We start from the raw sequence: 15,031 nt of genomic DNA on the forward strand, positions 1-15,031 counted from the left end.
CATGATGAAGCGCCTCCTGATCGCCGCTGCGGCGGCCCTGCTCGCTTCCCCGGCCCTGGCCGGCCAGCCGGTCGTGCTGAAGGCCGACCCGGTCGACGGCGACGGAATCATCACCCTGTCGGACCTGTTCGACGGCGCCGGCGCAGCCGGCAAGACCCCGGTCGCCGCCAAGCCGGGCGCCTCGATGGTGCTGGACGCCGTCGCCGTGCAGGGCCTGGCGCGCCGCGCCGGGCTCGACTGGGCCAACGCCGAGGGCTTCCGCCGCATCGTGGTGCGCAGCGCCGCCGCCGGCTCCGGCCTGGCCGCCAGCGGTCCCGCCGCGCGCGGCAATGTCGAGGTGCTGACCTACGCCCGCAGCCTGTCGGCCGGCGAGATCCTGCAGCCGCAGGACCTGGTCTGGGGCAAGGCCGCCGCCGCCCCCGCCGACGCGCCGAATGACGCCGAGGCGATTATCGGCCTGGCCGCCAAGCGCCCGCTGCGCGCCGGGGCCGCGGTCTCGGCCCGCGACGTCTCGGCCCCGCAGGTCATCAAGTCCGGCGACCTGATCACCGTCACCTACGAGGACGGCGGCATCTCGCTGGTGCTGCAGGGCAAGGCCATGGCCGCCGCCGGCCTCGGCGAGACCCTGGCGGTCCAGAACATCGCCTCCAAGAAGATCATCCAGGCCGTCGCCAGCGGGCCGGGCCAGGCCGTGGTCGGCCCCGCCGCCGACCAGCTGAAGGCCCTTCCCCGCACTCAGTACGCGCTCCGTTAGGGATCACCGCCCATGCGCCTTTCCGTTCTCGCCGTCCTCGCCCTGGCCCCGCTGGCCGCCTGCTCGACCGTCACCGAAGCGGTGAAAGGCCCCGAACTGGCCCCGGTCGGCTACCCCAGCGCGCTCGTCGCCCGCGAGCAGCCGACCTTCGTCTCGGCCCGTGAACCGGCCCCTCAGGCGGCGTCGGCCAACTCACTATGGCGGACCGGCGCGCGCGCCTTCTTCATCGACCAGCGCGCCAACCGGGTCGGCGACATCCTGACGGTGCAGATCGACATCGACGACAGCGCCCAGACCCGCAACGCCTCGACCAGCAGCCGCACGGCCGGCATGCAAGCCGGCGTCGACAACTTCTTCGGGCTGGAGTCGAGCCTCGGCAAGATTTTCCCGGGCGGCTACGACCCGTCCAACATGATCAACACCAACTCGGCGTCGAACAATGCCGGGTCCGGCGCGGTGACCCGCTCGGAGAAGATCTCGCTGACCATCGCCGCGGTGGTCACCAACGTGCTGCCGAACGGCAACATGGTGATCCAGGGCACCCAGGAGGTGCGCACCAACGCCGAGTTGCGCCAGCTGACCGTGGCCGGCATCGTGCGGCCCGAAGACATCTCCTCGGCCAACACCATCCGCCACACCCAGATCGCCGAGGCCCGGATCAGCTACGGCGGCCGCGGCGACATCAGTCGGGTGCAGAAGGTGCCGGCGGGCCAGTCGCTGGTCGAGCGCTTCCAGCCGTTCTGACGGTGGAGGCGCAGCCAGGCCGATGCTAGGTTGAGCCGATGAAGTCCGCCGCCGTCCTCGCGCTCGCCCTCTTCGCCGCCGCCGCTGCCGCCGCCCAGGCTCAGGAACCGCTGCACGTCTGGAGCGTCGAGACCCCAAAGGACGCCGAGGCTGCTCTGCGTTTCGGCTTGCGCGACACCGACGACCAGCCGATCGCCTTCACCTGTGTGCGCGGCTCGGGTCAGGTGAAGGTCAGCGCCGACATCGCCAAGCGCCTGGGGGTCGAGCGGGTCGGCGAAACCTGGGTCGACAAGGCCGGCGTGCGCGCGCCCTGGCCGATGAGCGTGGCCCTGGCGTCGGAGGGCGCGGCCCTGACCTTGCGCGGCGTCGGCCACCCCAACGACATCACCGACGGCACTCTGGTGCTGGCTGAGTTTTCGACCCGCGCCCCGCTGGCCGCGGCCTTCCGCAAGACCGGGGTCATCAGCCTGAGCGCGGCGGGCGACAGCGTGAAACCGCCGCCCGCGCCCAAGGGCGCGGTGCGCAAGTTCCTCGGCGCCTGCAAATAGGGCTTTAAGCCCGGCGTCCCGCCGCCGAGACGTTGTCGACGCCCAGCGCCGCAAGCGCGCCGGCGACGATGCCTTCTGCGTCCAGCCCGGCCTGAGCGTACATCGCCTCGGGCTTGTCCTGATCCTGGAAGATGTCGGGCAGGGTCAGGGTGCGGACCTTCAGCCCGCGGTCCAGCGCCCCGTGCTGGGCCAGCGCCTGCAGCACGAACGCGCCGAAGCCGCCCATCGCGCCCTCTTCGACCGTGATCAGGGCCTCGTGATTGCGGGCCAGGTTCAGGATCAAGTCGATGTCGAGCGGCTTGGCGAAGCGAGCGTCGGCCACGGTGGCCGAGAGGCCGCGCGCGGCCAGCAGGTCGGCGGCCTTGAGGCTTTCGCCCAGGCGGGTGCCGAACGACAGGATGGCCACGGCCGAACCTTCGCGGACGATGCGGCCCTTGCCGATCTCCAGCGGCGCGGCCAGGTCGGGAATGGCGACGCCGACGCCCTCGCCGCGCGGATAGCGGAACGCCGAGGGCCGGTCGTCGATCTCCGCGGCGGTGGCGATCATGGCGGCGAGCTCGGCTTCGTCGGCTGCGGCCATCAGCACCATGCCGGGCAGCGCGCCCATGAAGCCGATATCGAACGAACCGGCATGGGTCGCCCCGTCGGCGCCGACCAGGCCGGCGCGGTCCATGGCGAAGCGCACGGGCAGGCCCTGGATCGCCACGTCGTGGACGACCTGGTCGTAGCCGCGCTGCAGGAAGGTCGAATAGATCGCGCAGAACGGCTTCATGCCGTCGGCGGCCAGGCCCGCGGCGAAGGTCACCGCATGCTGCTCGGCGATGCCGACGTCGAACATCCGCTCGGGGAACCGCTTGGCGAACAGGTCGAGGCCCGTGCCGCTGTCCATCGCCGCGGTGATAGCGACGATCTTGGGATCCTTCTCCGCCTGCTTGATCAGTTCCTGGGCGAAGACTTTGGTGTAATGCGGGGCGACCGGCGTGGCCTTGGCCTGCTGGCCGGTGATCACGTCGAACTTGACCACGGCGTGCAGCTTGTCGGCGGCGCTCTCGGCCGGGGCGTAGCCCTTGCCCTTCTGGGTGACGACGTGGACCAGGACCGGCTTGTCCTTGATCTCGCGAACATTCTTCAGCACCGGGACCAGGGCGTCCAGGTCGTGGCCGTCGATCGGGCCGACATAGTAGAAGCCCAGCTCCTCGAACAGGGTGCCGCCGGTGACCATGCCGCGGGCGTATTCCTCGGCCTTGCGGGCGGCTTCCTGCAGCGGCTTGGGCAGCACCTTGGCCACCGACTTGCCGAGATTGCGCAGCGACTGGTAGCCGCCGCCGGAGACCACGCGGGCGAGATAGGCGCTCATCCCGCCGACCGGCGGAGCGATCGACATGTCGTTGTCGTTGAGGATGACGGTCAGCTGGCCGGTGGTGGCGTGGCAGGCGTTGTTCATCGCCTCATAGGCCATGCCGGCGCTCATCGAGCCGTCGCCGATCACCGCGACCACGCTGTTGTCCTTGCCGGCCGCGTCGCGCGCGGCGGCGAAACCCAGCGCCGCCGAAATCGAGGTCGCCGCATGCGCCGCGCCGAACGGGTCGTATTCGCTCTCGCTGCGCTTGGTGAAGCCCGACAGCCCGCCGCCCTGGCGCAGGGTGCGGATGCGGTCTCGCCGGCCGGTCAGGATCTTGTGCGGATAGGTCTGGTGCCCGACGTCCCAGATCAGGATGTCTTCCGGCGTCTCATAGACGTGGTGAAGCGCCACCGTGAGTTCGACCACGCCGAGACCGGCGCCGAAGTGCCCGCCGGTCTGCGACACCACGTCGATCATTTCGGCCCGCAGTTCATCGGCCAGCTGGCGCAGTTCAGGCGCGCTGAAACCGCGCATGTCGCGGGGATACGAAACCTTGTCGAGCAGGGGCGTGACTGGCGGCATATTGTTGTTGTTCTCGATCTAGTTCCGGCGATCTAACACGAAATCGACGCTGGCCCGCAGGAAATCGGCCCGCGGACCGAACGGATCAAGATGCGATTTCGTCTGTTCGGCGAGCAACGCCACGCGTTCGCGCGCCGCGCCGGCCCCGAGCAGGGTGACGTAGTTCGCCTTGCCCTTCTCGGCGTCCTTGCCGGCTTTCTTGCCCAGCACGGCGCTGTCGCCCTCGACGTCCAGCAGATCGTCGACGATCTGGTAGGCCAGCCCGATGTCCTGGGCGAAGGCCATCAGGGCGTGACGCTCGGCCTCGCCGGCATGGGCCATGACCAGCGGCAGCTCGAACGACACGGCGATCAGCGCCCCGGTCTTCAGGCGCTGCATGCGGGCCACCGCGCCCAGATCGTCGCGCACGCCCAGCATGTCGATCATCTGGCCGCCGCACATGCCGCGCGCGCCGGACGCCTGGGCCAGCTTCAGCACCATTTCGGCGCGCACCGCCCCGTCGTGGTGGGTGTCGGGATCGCCGAGGATCTCAAAGGCGAAGGTCTGCAGGGCGTCGCCCGCCAGCACCGCGGTCGCCTCGTCATAGGCCCGGTGCACGGTCGGCCGGCCGCGGCGCACATCGTCGTCGTCCATGCACGGCAGGTCGTCGTGGATCAGGCTGTAGGCCTGGATGCACTCCAGCGCACAGGCCGCGCGCAGCACCGCGCGCTCGTCCAGATCGAACATCTTGCCGGTTTCGATGGCGAAGAACGGCCGCAGGCGCTTGCCCGGACCGAGCGCGGCGTAGCGCATGGCCTCGGTCAGCCGCTGCTCGGGCCCCTCGGCCCGCGGCAGAAGTTCGTCGAGCGCCACCGTCACCAGGTCGGCGGCCTCCGCGAGGCGCTTGCCAAGCGCCATGTCAGTTGAACTCGGCGGGCTCGGCGCCGGCCTGGCCGTTGGCGCCGACCACGATCTTCTCGACCCGCAAGCGCGCGGCCTCGAGGCGCTTTTCGCAATGGGCCTTCAGCAGCGCGCCGCGCTCGTACAGCTCGATGGACTGCTCCAGCGGCGCCTGGCCAGATTCCAGCTGGCCGACGATACGTTCCAGCTCGGCCAGGGCCTGCTCGAAGGAGAGCGCGTCAATGTCAGCGGCGTCGGCCATTCCGATTTCCTTGAGAAGCTAGCAGGTTAGTGACCGGCGCCCCGGCCCGCAACGTTTCGAGCGTCTTCAGGACCGCTCGTAGCGCCGGGTGGACCAGTACTTCCAGCCCTGATTGGCCGTCAGACGCCAGCCGCGCCGACGCAGGGCGCGCCCGACCATGAAGTTGAAGAAGCCGTGCGCCAGCACGACGACGTCCTTGCCCTGGGCAGCCAGGTCGACGATCAGGTCGGCGGCCTGGTCGGCGCGCTTCTCGGCCTCGCGGCGGGTCTCCTGGCCGTCGTGGTGATTGAAGAACCACCACCAGAACCGCGCGATGAAGCCCCAGATCTTGGGCGACATCCGCACGAAGCCCGGAAAGTGCGGCGGCGGCAGCGGGGCCTCGACAAACAGAGGCGTGCGGTCGAACTCGCGGCCGGCGGCCAGCGCCAGCGCGCTTTCGATCGAGCGGTTGCGCACCGACGAAATGATCACGCCCGCGCGGGCGGTCTGCTCGACCAGCGCGCTCGGCGGGGTCTGGCCCGGCCGGATGCCCAGCTGTTCATAGCGGCTCCAGTAGTCGCGGTAGCCATGCACGTTCAGCATCACCTTGCGGTGAATGTCCGGCTCACCATGGCGTGCAAGCACGATCGCCCCAGGGCGCACGGCGGTCGTATTCGGAAGGTCGGCGGTCAAAGCGTCGGCCATGTCATCCAATGGCCAGGATTCGCGCAACCCGGCCTTCGCCCTCACCCCTGCGAAAGTGCCTGTACATGCGCAAGCGCAGAACGGCCTAGCGCCTCCAGGTCGTACCCGCCCTCGAGCGAGGAAACAACCCGCCCGCGACTATGGGTCCGGGCAAGACTCATGATCGCGCGGGTCGCCCAGGCGAAATCCTCGGCCTCCAAGTTCTGGCTGGAATCGCCGATCGGGTCGCGGGCATGGGCGTCGAAGCCCGCCGAAATCAGGATCAGCTCGGGCGCGAAGGCGTCGACATGGGTCAGCAACCCCTCGAATTCCTTGCGCCACAGTTCGCGCGGCGCGTTCGGAGGCACCACCGCATTGCGGATATTGCCGGGTACGACCTCGGACGGGTGGCCGCTGCCCGGCCACATCGGCCACTGCTGGACCGAGGCGAAGAACAGGTCCTCCTGGCCGCCCAACGCCGCCTGGGTGCCGTTGCCGTGATGGACGTCGAAGTCGACGACCGCCACCCGCCGCAGTCCCGCCAGCTGCGCGGCGCGCGCGGCCAGGGCGACGTTCGAGAAGATGCAGAACCCCATCGGCACCGCCGGTTCGGCATGGTGTCCCGGCGGGCGCACGGCGCAGAACGCCCGCTCGATGCGCCCGGCGGCCACCTCGCGCGCGGCCTCGACCACCCCGCCCGCAGCCCGCAGCGCCGCAGTCAGGCTGCCCGCAGACATGTACGTGTCGTCGTCGAGCTGCAGCAGCCCTTGGGTCGGCGCGCTGTCGATCACCGCCTGGACGTAGGCGCCGCGATGGGCCAGCTCCAGGTCGGGCCGGGCGATCAGCGGCGCCTCACGCCGGTCCAGCCCAAGGTCGCTGTCCTCCAGCGCGCCCAGCACCGAACTCAGCCGCTCGGGCCGCTCCGGGTGCCATTCGCCCGGCCGGTGGTCCAGCATCTCAAGATGGGTGTAGAGGGCGATGTCCATGCGAATCGCAGCCTAACCCGGCTTACGTGGAACCCGAATGCAACAACCGACGATACGCCGCGCAGATCCTTCCGACGCTCAGGTTTTGTCCGAACTGGGCGCGCGGACGTTCGCCGAGACCTTCGCCCACCTCTATCCGCCGCAGGACCTCGCCGACTTCCTGGAGCAGGCCTATGGCCTTGCGCGCACCCGAGCCGACCTCGCCGACCCGGCCAAGGCCCAGTGGCTGGTCGAAGCGGGCGGCGCCGCGGTCGGCTACGCCCTGGCCGGGCCCTGCGACCTGCCGCATCCGGAGGTCACGCCCGCCAGCGGCGAACTCAAGCGCTTCTACCTGCTCAAGGACTGGCAGGGCGCCGGCGCCGGCGGGCGGCTGTTCGCCGAGGTGATGGCCTGGCTGGAGCGCGAGGGCCGGCGCGACCTCTGGATCGGGGTATGGTCGGAGAACTTCGGCGCCCAGAGATTCTACGGGCGTCACGGCTTCGAGCAGGTCGGCGCCTATGGGTTCCGGGTCGGCAAAACAGTCGACCACGAGCTCATTCTACGGCGTGCCGCGCAAGGGATCTCCACCTAGGGGCGAACTTTTGGGCGGAGCTTGCCAGTTCCGCTGAGTTTTATCGTCCGCTTAGAGAAATATTGCTCCGATTTAACGTCGGGGACTTTGACGCTGACGCTCGTATTTGCGAACTTGCCGGCAATCATCGACGCTGCATGCGACGGGTGGGATGCTCAAGATCGGATATGTCAGGCTGCGCGATGCGCGGTCCGCTGACGACACTGCGACGCTGAAATCGATCGGCTGCCATGTCGTGCGCGCCGAAGAACCGGCTGGTCCGGGCTCGGACGGATCTTCCGTGCTCATGTCGATTCTCGACTTTATTTCCGAGGGCGACCAGTTGGTCGTCACCCGCCTCAACCACTTGGCCACCTGCACCCGTGAAGTGCTGGACGTGATCGAACGGCTGGAGATCCGCGGCGCCAGCCTGTTCGTCGCCGAGTCGGACGTCAGCAGCCTTGGCGAAAGCGGCCGCGCCCTGCGCGCGGCGCTGGAAGCGGTCGCCTCGGTCGAGCCGCCGTGGAACCGCCGCCGCCGCGGCGCCCCCGCCGCCGACATCCGCGCCCTGCAGGCGGCCGGGGTCGGCCCGGTCGAGATCGCCCGCCGCCTGGGCGTGTCGCGCATGACCGTCTGGCGCAAGCTCAAGGAAGCGACGGCCTGACGCCTGGGCCCGCGGCCGGTTGACTCGCCAGCGGGCTTGAAAGTGAAACGTTATAATATTACATGACCTCTGCCGCGACGGTTGCGGCCGTTGCGGAGGGACGCTTGAAATCTGCCCCCAGCTCTCTCCTGGACGCTTCGGCTATCAGCCTGTCGGGCCTCTGCCTGGCCCACTGCCTGGCCCTCCCCCTCGTCGCCGCCTTCTCCCCAGTCGTGGCGACCTGGGCGGAGGCCGAGTGGGTGCACGCGCTCGCCATCGGCCTGGCCGCGCCGATGTCCGCCCTGGCCCTGTGGCGCAAGGGCCAGTCGGCGGCGGTGGTCCTGCTCTCGCTGACGGGCCTGTCGCTGATGGCCCTGGGCGTCGCCCACTGGCCGAGCCACGAGGCCGAGACGCCGGTCACCGTGGCCGGCAGCCTGCTGCTCGCCGGCGCCCACGTCGCCAACTGGCGGCGCCGCCACAGCTGCGCCGGAAAGGCCGACTGAATCAGGCCGCCATCAGCGCGTCGAAGCCGTCGATCTCGACAATCGGCGAGGCGACGCCTGCGTCGATCCGCATGACCTTGTTGCAGTAGGTCCGCAGGGTCATGGGATCGTGCGAAGCCAGCACCAGGATGCCGGCGCGCTCGACCAACTGCTGCAGGCGCTGGTGCGCCTGGTTGCGGAATTCGCCGTCGCCGACCGCGATCCACTCGTCCATCAGGAGCACGTCCGCCTCGACCGAGGTCGCGACCGCAAAGGCCAGCCGCGCCTGCATCCCGGCCGAATAGGTCTTCAGCGGCATCTCCAGGAACTGGCCGAGACCCGAGAATTCGGCAATCTCTGGCATGCGTTCCTCGACCTCTCGGCGGGTGAGGCCGGCGATCAGGCCACGCAGCCGGATATTGTCGAAGCCGGTGGCCGTCGGGTCGATTCCCAGGCTGAGATCCAGCAGCGAGGCGATCCGCCCGTCGACCGCGACCAGGCCCTCATCCGGCTCGTAGGCGCCGGCCAGGGCGCGCAGCAGCGTCGTCTTGCCCGACCCGTTGTGACCGACCAGGCCCAGCCGGTCGCCGGGCTGGAGCTCGAAATTGACGCCCTGGAGCGCGGTGATGATCCGCCCGCCATTGCTGAGCGCGCCGCCGACAGCGGCCCTGGCCAGGTGCTTCTTGAGGGAGCGGTTGTCGGCCCCGTAGACCGGAAACCGCAGGGTGAGATCATGCACCCGCACCGCGACTGGCGACAGGCGCGGCGCCGACGCCGGCTCGAATTCAGACGCGATCGGTCGCACGGCTTCCCCTGTGCGCGTTCCCGCCAACCATCTGCGTCGCGTCGCAATCATCGCTTGTCATGTGACTTGTTTTAACTTGTTAAGTTAAAACTGTATCCCGCCACTCCCATGCGTTCAAGGCGCAGGTCCGAATGCTGGAGGCGCGACTTCGGTTCCATATCCTGGGTGGAGACCCTAGGCGGCGGCGCCCCCAGGGTAGGCCGCGGCGACGCAAGGGCATGCTGGACAACGACGATCTGCGGCCCCATCTTTCGCAGTCAAACGTCTGTTCGTCTCCCAGCGGGAAGCCTGCCCATGTTCATGCGCTTTTTCACCGAGCTGCGCGAAGCCAAGGTGCCGGTGACGCTGAAAGAGTACCTGATGCTCATGGAGGCGCTGGACAAGGTGGTCATCGACCGCTCGGTCGAGGACTTCTATTTCCTGTCGCGCTCGGCCCTGGTGAAGGACGAGAAGAACCTCGACAAGTTCGACCAGGTCTTCAGCCACGTGTTCAAGGGCCTGGAAAAGGTCGAGGGCGCCGGCGCCGCCGACATCCCGGCCGAGTGGCTGCGCAAGATCTCCGAGAAGTTCCTGACCGAAGAGGAAAAGGCCCAGATCGAGGCCATGGGCGGCTTCGACAAGCTGATGGAAGCCCTGGCCGAGCGGCTGAAGGAACAGAAGGAACGCCACGAGGGCGGCAACAAGATGATCGGCACCGGCGGCACCTCGCCGTTCGGCGCCAACGGCTATCACCCCGAAGGCGTGCGCATCGGCCAGGACAAGGGCCGCCACGGCAAGGCGGTCAAGGTCTGGGACAAGCGCGAGTTCAAGAACCTCGACGACGCGGTCGAACTCGGCACCCGCAACATCAAGGTCGCCCTGCGCCGGCTGCGCAAATGGGTCCGCGACGGCGCCGCCGACGAACTGGACCTGCCCGGCACCATCAAGGGCACCGCCGAAAAGGGCTATCTGGACATTCAGCTGCGTCCGGAACGTCGCAACAAGATCAGCGTGCTGATCTTCTTCGACATCGGCGGCTCGATGGACAGCCACATCAAGGTCTGCGAGGAGCTGTTCTCGGCCGCGCGCTCAGAATTCAAGAACATGGAATTCTACTACTTCCACAACTGCCTCTACGAGAGCGTGTGGAAGGACAACCGCCGCCGTCACACCGAAAAGCTGAATACGTGGGACATCCTCCACAAGTACTCCAGCGACTATAAGGTCATCTTCGTCGGCGACGCGACGATGAGCCCATACGAGATCACCTATCCGGGCGGCTCGGTCGAGCACTGGAACGAGGAAGCCGGCGCGATATGGATGGACCGCGTGGCCCAGATCTACGAGCATGTCGTGTGGCTGAATCCGACCGCCGAACGCCATTGGGACTACACCCCGTCGATCGAGGTGATGAAGCAGCTGGTCAATGACCGCATGTTCCCGCTGACCATCGAAGGACTCGACAAGGCGATGCGCGAACTGGCGCGCTAGGCCGCATCGCCCATCGCGTTCGACCTGCTAAGCTGGCGTGACGTATGAGAGATTCGCCCGTGGACCCGGCCCAGGCCAACGAACCTGAAGAAACCAACGAGGCCGCCACCAAGGCCGCGGTGTTCTGCGCCGCCGAGCGCCTGTTCGCCCTGCACGGGTTTCAGAACGTCTCGGTGCGCGACATCACCGCCGACGCCGGGGTGAACCTCGCCTCGGTGAACTACCACTTCGGCTCCAAGGACGCCCTGCTGTTCGAGATCTTCCGTCGCCGGACGGCGGAGCTGAACCGCGAACGCGCCCGCATGTTGCACGAGGCGAACGACCGCCATCAGGGCGCGCCCCCGATCCGCGAGATTCTCGAAGCGCTGTTCGCGCCGCCGCTGCGCTGGGGCTCGCCCGAGAATGACCGCCGCATCTCGATCCAGTTCATCATCCGCTCGCGCAGCGAGGGGAATGAGGAGATGCGCGAGGCGCTGGCCAACGACGTCAGCCACCTGGCCCGGTTCGCCGACGCGCTGATCAAGGCCCGGCCCGACCTGCCGCGCGACACCGTCTACTGGCGGCTGCATTTCTGCCTCGGCATGGTCCACAACAATCGCTTCGCCGAGTTCGACCGTCTGCACGTGCTGTCCGACGGCGCGACGCGCGAGGGCGACACCAACGCCCTGCTGACCCGGATGCTCGACTTCGCCGAGGCCGGCTTCAAGGCCTAGCCGCTCAGCCGACGCCTCGACGCGAGGACGCAATGCGGCCTAGCCTCGCAGCATGGAGCTCATCGACCCCATCGCCCTGGCCAGCCCGCGCCTGGCCACCCGCCTCAAGAGCGGCGCCCCGCACCAGGTGTTCTCGGGCTTCCTGTTCCACGTCGAGGCCGACCGCTACATCATCCTCACCGCCCTGCACTGCCTGCTGCGGCCGGGCGCCTTCTATTTCAAGAACCGCGGGACCGAAGCGACCTGGGCCGACATCTACGGCCACGACCTCGACTGCGAGGCGCTGGGGATCAGCGTGCCGCTCTATGACGGCCAGACCCCGCGGTTCCGCTGGCATCAGGATCCCGACAACGCCTCGCTCGACGTCGCCGGCGTGCCCGTGCGGCTGCGCGGCCAGCCCCAGGCGATCAACTGGGTCGGACGTTTCGGCGACTACGACGTGGTCGACGAGGGCCTGCCGCTGACCGCTGGCTCAGCCGGCATGATCTACGGCTTTCCCGGCGGCGCGGCGATCCTGCGCAGCGCGCCGATCGCCCGAGGCTTCAGCCTGGCCTCGGACTACCGGCTCAATCCCTACGCCTTCCATGTCGACGGCGTCGGCGGAGCCGGCTGCTCGGGCGGCCCGGTCGTGCTGCGCGCCGAGCGTGGCGACCGCACCCTGATCCAGTGGATCGGTATCTATGTCGCCACCTACGAGGCCGAACGCCTGGGCCGCTGCATTCCGCTGGAGCGGGTGATGGAGCTGGTCGAGACCATGGTCGCCGAGCCGGACCTGTGGCCCGCCTGACCGCAAAAAAGGGTTGCGCCGCGGCGGAGCTTGGCGTCCCGTAACGTCGTTGTCGGGGGACGCGCGGAGGCTTTGGGCTGCATGGCGACGACGTTCAAACTCAATGGCCGCGAGGTCACGGTCAAAGGCCCGGACGACTCCCCGCTGCTCTGGGCGATACGCGACGAGCTCGGCCTCACCGGCACGAAGTTCGGCTGCGGAATCGGCGGCTGCGGCGCCTGTACGGTGCATCTCGACGGCGAGCCGGTGCGCGCGTGCGTCACCCCGCTCAGCTCGATCGCCGGCCATGCGATCACCACCATCGAGGGGCTCGATCCCAACGGCCGTCATCCGCTGCAGACCGCCTGGATCGAGGCGCAGGCCCCGCAATGCGGCTACTGCCAGTCGGGCCAGATCATGTCGGCCGCGGCGCTGCTGAAGTCGACGCCCAACCCCACCGACGCCCAGATCGACGACGCCATGAACGGCAACCTCTGCCGCTGCATGTCCTATGTGCGGATCCGCAAGGCCATCAAGCTGGCCAGCTCCAAGATGCAGGGCGCCAAGGCATGAACGCGATCGCCCCGCTCTCCCGCCGCGGCTTCCTGGCCGCCATCGCCGCCACCGGCGCAGCCATGACCTTCGCGGTCGGACCCGACGAGGCCGCCGCCGCGGCCGGCGATTTCGAGCCGACCATCTGGTATTCGATCGGCCGCGACGGGACCGTCACCGTCAACGTCATCCGCGCCGAGATGGGCCAGCATGTCGGCACAGCCATCGCCCGCATCGTCGCCGACGAGCTGGAGGCCGACTGGTCCAAAGTCCGCATCAACCACGTCGATTCCGCCGCCAAGTGGGGCCTGATGGTCACCGGCGGCAGCTGGTCGGTCTGGCAGAGCTATCCCTTGATGAGCCAGGCCGGGGCCGCCGGCCGCCAGGTGCTGATCGAAGAAGGCGCCAAGCTGCTCGGAGTCGATCCGAAAGCCTGCACGGCGGCGAGCAGCATCGTCAGCGGCGGCGGCAAGTCGATCGGCTACGGCGACATCGTCGCCCGTGGGAACCTGAAGCGGACCTTCACCGCCGACGAACTCGGCAAGATGCCGATCAAGAAGGCCGCCGACCGCCGGCTGGTCGGCAAGCCCTCGGCCCAGCTCGACATCGGCGAGAAGGTCGACGGCTCGGGCAAGTTCGGCATCGACGCCAGGATCGACGGCATGGTCTACGCCCGGCCGAAGATCCCGCCGACCCGCAATGAATCCAAGGTCGTCTCGGTCGACGACAGCGCCGCCAAGGCGGTGCCGGGCTATATCCGCACCATCACCCTCGACGATCCGTCGAACACCGTCCCCGGCTGGGCGATGGTCATCGCCGAGAGCTTCGTCGCCGCCGACGCCGCCTGCGAGCTGGTCAAGGTGGAATGGAGCTCGGGCGACACCGCCAAGACCTCCGAGGCCGACATCCAGAAGCGCGCCAGCGCCCTGATCGCTGATCCCAAGGCCGGCGCCCTGGTGGTCGAGGATCCCGGCGTCGACGCCGCCTTCGCCGCCGCAAAGACCAAGCTGGAGCGCACCTACACCACCGCCAGCGCCCTGCACTTCCAGCTCGAGCCGGTGAACGCCCTGGCCCTGGTCAACAAGGACGGCTCCTACGAGATCCACACCGGCAACCAGTGGCAGTCGCTGGTGCTGCCGTGGTTGTCCAAGGCGCTCGGCGTGGCCGAGGACAAGATCGTCTTGAAGACCTACCTGCTCGGCGGCGGCTTCGGTCGCCGGCTCAACGGCGACTATGCGGTGCCCGCCGCGCTCGCCGCCAAGGCGCTGGGCCGGCCGGTGAAGATGGTCTGCACGCGGGCCGACGACAGCCGCTTCGATTCCTTCCGCTCGCCCTCGGTCCAGGTCGTGAAGATGGCGTTCGGCGAGGGCGGCCGCGTGACCGCCATGGACCACGCCGCCTGCGCCGGCTGGCCGACCCAGATCATGGCCCCGTTCTTCATGCCCAAGGGGACGAACGACGTCGCCTATGACCCGTTCGCGATCAGCGGCGCCAACCACTGGTACAGCGTCGGCGCCCAGCGCGTCCGCGCCGTGCCCAACGACCTGGCCAACCGCGCCTTCCGCCCCGGCTGGCTGCGCTCGGTCGGTCCCGGTTGGACCAATTGGGCGGTCGAGTGCTTCATGGACGAGGCGGCCCAGTCGGTGGGCAAGGACCCGCTGGCCTTCCGCCTGGCCATGCTGGACGGCGCGGGCCGCAACGCCGGGTCCGCGCCCAACTCGGTCGGCGGCGCCAAGCGCCAGGCCGCCGTGCTGTCGCGTCTGGCCGCCAAGGCCGGCTGGGGCCAGTCCCTGCCCAAGGGGACGGGCCTGGGCATCGCCACCACCTTCGGCCAGGAACGCGACATGCCGACCTGGGTCGCCTGCGCGGCGCGGGTCAAGGTCGACCCCGCCAGCGGCGCGGTGAAGGTCGAGAAGCTGACCCTGGTCGCCGACGCCGGCACCATCGTCTCACCCGAAGGGGCGCTGGCCCAGATGGAGGGCGCGGCGCTCTGGGGAATGAGCCTGGCGCTTTTCGAAGGCACCGAGTTCGAGAACGGCGCGCCGCGCGACACCAACCTCGACGGCTACACGCCGCTGCGGATGGCCGACACGCCCGATCTCGACATCGAGTTCATCGACAGCGCCGAGGTTCCAGTCGGGTTGGGCGAACCGGCCACCACCGTGGTCGGCCCGGCGATCGGCAACGCCATCTTCAACGCCTGCGGCGCGCGGGTGCGCCACCTGCCGATCAGGCCTGAAGCCGTCCTTAACGCCTTGAAGACCAAGTCTTAACCCGCAGGGCCGTATCT

Annotated in this window: 17 protein-coding genes; 11 read left to right on the forward strand and 6 right to left on the reverse strand. The window is 68.8% G+C overall.

The features are described from left to right. Positions 1–4: 4 nt before the first annotated feature. From flgA to O4N75_RS17155, 3 genes are read left to right on the forward strand one after another with little or no spacing between them, the layout of a single operon-like run. Positions 5–754: a flagellar basal body P-ring formation chaperone FlgA gene (gene flgA, locus O4N75_RS17145; protein WP_269629387.1), complete on the forward strand. Its 750-nt coding sequence runs from the start codon at positions 5–7 to the stop codon at positions 752–754. A 12-nt stretch (positions 755–766) separates the two neighbouring features. Next, positions 767–1,498 carry a flagellar basal body L-ring protein FlgH gene (gene flgH, locus O4N75_RS17150; protein WP_269626664.1) on the forward strand — a complete coding sequence of 244 codons (732 nt, stop codon included), beginning with the start codon at positions 767–769 and terminating at the stop codon, positions 1,496–1,498. Positions 1,499–1,536: 38 nt separating this feature from the next. After that, positions 1,537–2,046, forward strand: coding sequence for a hypothetical protein (locus O4N75_RS17155; protein WP_269626665.1), 510 nt, complete (start codon positions 1,537–1,539; stop codon positions 2,044–2,046). 4 nt (positions 2,047–2,050) lie between these two features. Here O4N75_RS17155 and dxs read toward each other — a convergent pair whose 3' ends face one another. From dxs to O4N75_RS17180, 5 genes are all read right to left on the reverse strand, one after another. Further along, complete coding sequence (gene dxs, locus O4N75_RS17160) at positions 2,051–3,970, reverse strand: 1-deoxy-D-xylulose-5-phosphate synthase (RefSeq protein ID WP_267230552.1); 1,920 nt, start codon at positions 3,968–3,970, stop codon at positions 2,051–2,053. Positions 3,971–3,988: 18 nt separating this feature from the next. Then, a complete protein-coding gene (locus tag O4N75_RS17165; protein WP_269626666.1) occupies positions 3,989–4,867 on the reverse strand; it encodes a polyprenyl synthetase family protein in 879 nt (292 codons plus the stop codon). A 1-nt stretch (position 4,868) separates the two neighbouring features. Next, positions 4,869–5,111, reverse strand: coding sequence for an exodeoxyribonuclease VII small subunit (locus O4N75_RS17170; RefSeq protein WP_183773412.1), 243 nt, complete (start codon positions 5,109–5,111; stop codon positions 4,869–4,871). 66 nt (positions 5,112–5,177) lie between these two features. Beyond that, positions 5,178–5,795 (reverse strand): histidine phosphatase family protein, encoded by a 618-nt coding sequence (locus O4N75_RS17175; protein ID WP_269626667.1) that lies wholly within the window; start codon positions 5,793–5,795, stop codon positions 5,178–5,180. Between the two features lie 41 nt (positions 5,796–5,836). Then, entirely contained in the window at positions 5,837–6,760 is a 924-nt protein-coding gene (locus O4N75_RS17180) for a histone deacetylase family protein (RefSeq protein ID WP_269626668.1), read from the reverse strand. Between the two features lie 37 nt (positions 6,761–6,797). Between O4N75_RS17180 and O4N75_RS17185 the strand changes: the two genes are divergently transcribed. From O4N75_RS17185 to O4N75_RS17195, 3 genes are all read left to right on the forward strand, one after another. After that, positions 6,798–7,331: a GNAT family N-acetyltransferase gene (locus tag O4N75_RS17185; RefSeq protein ID WP_269626669.1), complete on the forward strand. Its 534-nt coding sequence runs from the start codon at positions 6,798–6,800 to the stop codon at positions 7,329–7,331. Between the two features lie 151 nt (positions 7,332–7,482). Next, entirely contained in the window at positions 7,483–7,974 is a 492-nt protein-coding gene (locus tag O4N75_RS17190; protein ID WP_269626670.1) for a recombinase family protein, read from the forward strand. 104 nt (positions 7,975–8,078) lie between these two features. Beyond that, positions 8,079–8,456, forward strand: a complete 378-nt coding sequence (locus tag O4N75_RS17195; protein ID WP_269626671.1) for a MerC domain-containing protein — start codon at positions 8,079–8,081, stop codon at positions 8,454–8,456. Between the two features lies 1 nt (position 8,457). Here the strand turns inward: O4N75_RS17195 and O4N75_RS17200 are convergent, their stop codons facing one another. After that, entirely contained in the window at positions 8,458–9,240 is a 783-nt protein-coding gene (locus O4N75_RS17200; RefSeq protein WP_269626672.1) for an ABC transporter ATP-binding protein, read from the reverse strand. Positions 9,241–9,534: 294 nt separating this feature from the next. Between O4N75_RS17200 and O4N75_RS17205 the strand changes: the two genes are divergently transcribed. From O4N75_RS17205 to O4N75_RS17225, 5 genes are all read left to right on the forward strand, one after another. Continuing rightward, positions 9,535–10,710 (forward strand): VWA domain-containing protein, encoded by a 1,176-nt coding sequence (locus tag O4N75_RS17205; RefSeq protein ID WP_269626673.1) that lies wholly within the window; start codon positions 9,535–9,537, stop codon positions 10,708–10,710. Positions 10,711–10,754: 44 nt separating this feature from the next. Continuing rightward, positions 10,755–11,423 carry a TetR/AcrR family transcriptional regulator gene (locus O4N75_RS17210; RefSeq protein WP_267230562.1) on the forward strand — a complete coding sequence of 223 codons (669 nt, stop codon included), beginning with the start codon at positions 10,755–10,757 and terminating at the stop codon, positions 11,421–11,423. Between the two features lie 52 nt (positions 11,424–11,475). Beyond that, the gene (locus tag O4N75_RS17215) at positions 11,476–12,210 is read left to right on the forward strand and encodes a hypothetical protein (protein ID WP_269626674.1); all 735 of its coding nucleotides are present in this window, start codon (positions 11,476–11,478) and stop codon (positions 12,208–12,210) included. An 81-nt stretch (positions 12,211–12,291) separates the two neighbouring features. Continuing rightward, positions 12,292–12,762: a (2Fe-2S)-binding protein gene (locus O4N75_RS17220; protein ID WP_269626675.1), complete on the forward strand. Its 471-nt coding sequence runs from the start codon at positions 12,292–12,294 to the stop codon at positions 12,760–12,762. After that, a complete protein-coding gene (locus O4N75_RS17225) occupies positions 12,759–15,014 on the forward strand; it encodes a molybdopterin cofactor-binding domain-containing protein (RefSeq protein WP_269626676.1) in 2,256 nt (751 codons plus the stop codon). Before O4N75_RS17220 ends, O4N75_RS17225 begins: the two co-directional genes overlap by 4 nt. The last annotated feature ends 17 nt before the right edge of the window (positions 15,015–15,031 follow it).

The sequence above is a fragment of the Phenylobacterium sp. NIBR 498073 genome (assembly GCF_027286305.1).
Lineage (GTDB): Bacteria > Pseudomonadota > Alphaproteobacteria > Caulobacterales > Caulobacteraceae > Phenylobacterium.

Excerpts from the sequence above, each read along its gene's own strand:
- O4N75_RS17210 (WP_267230562.1), top strand. The coding sequence starts at position 10,755 with ATGAGAGATTCGCCCGTGGACCCGGCCCAGGCCAACGAACCTGAAGAA.
- O4N75_RS17220 (WP_269626675.1), top strand. The coding sequence starts at position 12,292 with ATGGCGACGACGTTCAAACTCAATGGCCGCGAGGTCACGGTCAAAGGC.
- O4N75_RS17180 (WP_269626668.1), bottom strand. The coding sequence starts at position 6,760 with ATGGACATCGCCCTCTACACCCATCTTGAGATGCTGGACCACCGGCCG.
- flgA (WP_269629387.1), top strand. The coding sequence starts at position 5 with ATGAAGCGCCTCCTGATCGCCGCTGCGGCGGCCCTGCTCGCTTCCCCG.
- O4N75_RS17165 (WP_269626666.1), bottom strand. The coding sequence starts at position 4,867 with ATGGCGCTTGGCAAGCGCCTCGCGGAGGCCGCCGACCTGGTGACGGTG.
- O4N75_RS17205 (WP_269626673.1), top strand. The coding sequence starts at position 9,535 with ATGTTCATGCGCTTTTTCACCGAGCTGCGCGAAGCCAAGGTGCCGGTG.
- O4N75_RS17170 (WP_183773412.1), bottom strand. The coding sequence starts at position 5,111 with ATGGCCGACGCCGCTGACATTGACGCGCTCTCCTTCGAGCAGGCCCTG.
- O4N75_RS17175 (WP_269626667.1), bottom strand. The coding sequence starts at position 5,795 with ATGGCCGACGCTTTGACCGCCGACCTTCCGAATACGACCGCCGTGCGC.
- dxs (WP_267230552.1), bottom strand. The coding sequence starts at position 3,970 with ATGCCGCCAGTCACGCCCCTGCTCGACAAGGTTTCGTATCCCCGCGAC.
- flgH (WP_269626664.1), top strand. The coding sequence starts at position 767 with ATGCGCCTTTCCGTTCTCGCCGTCCTCGCCCTGGCCCCGCTGGCCGCC.
- O4N75_RS17215 (WP_269626674.1), top strand. The coding sequence starts at position 11,476 with ATGGAGCTCATCGACCCCATCGCCCTGGCCAGCCCGCGCCTGGCCACC.
- O4N75_RS17185 (WP_269626669.1), top strand. The coding sequence starts at position 6,798 with ATGCAACAACCGACGATACGCCGCGCAGATCCTTCCGACGCTCAGGTT.
- O4N75_RS17155 (WP_269626665.1), top strand. The coding sequence starts at position 1,537 with ATGAAGTCCGCCGCCGTCCTCGCGCTCGCCCTCTTCGCCGCCGCCGCT.
- O4N75_RS17225 (WP_269626676.1), top strand. The coding sequence starts at position 12,759 with ATGAACGCGATCGCCCCGCTCTCCCGCCGCGGCTTCCTGGCCGCCATC.
- O4N75_RS17190 (WP_269626670.1), top strand. The coding sequence starts at position 7,483 with ATGCTCAAGATCGGATATGTCAGGCTGCGCGATGCGCGGTCCGCTGAC.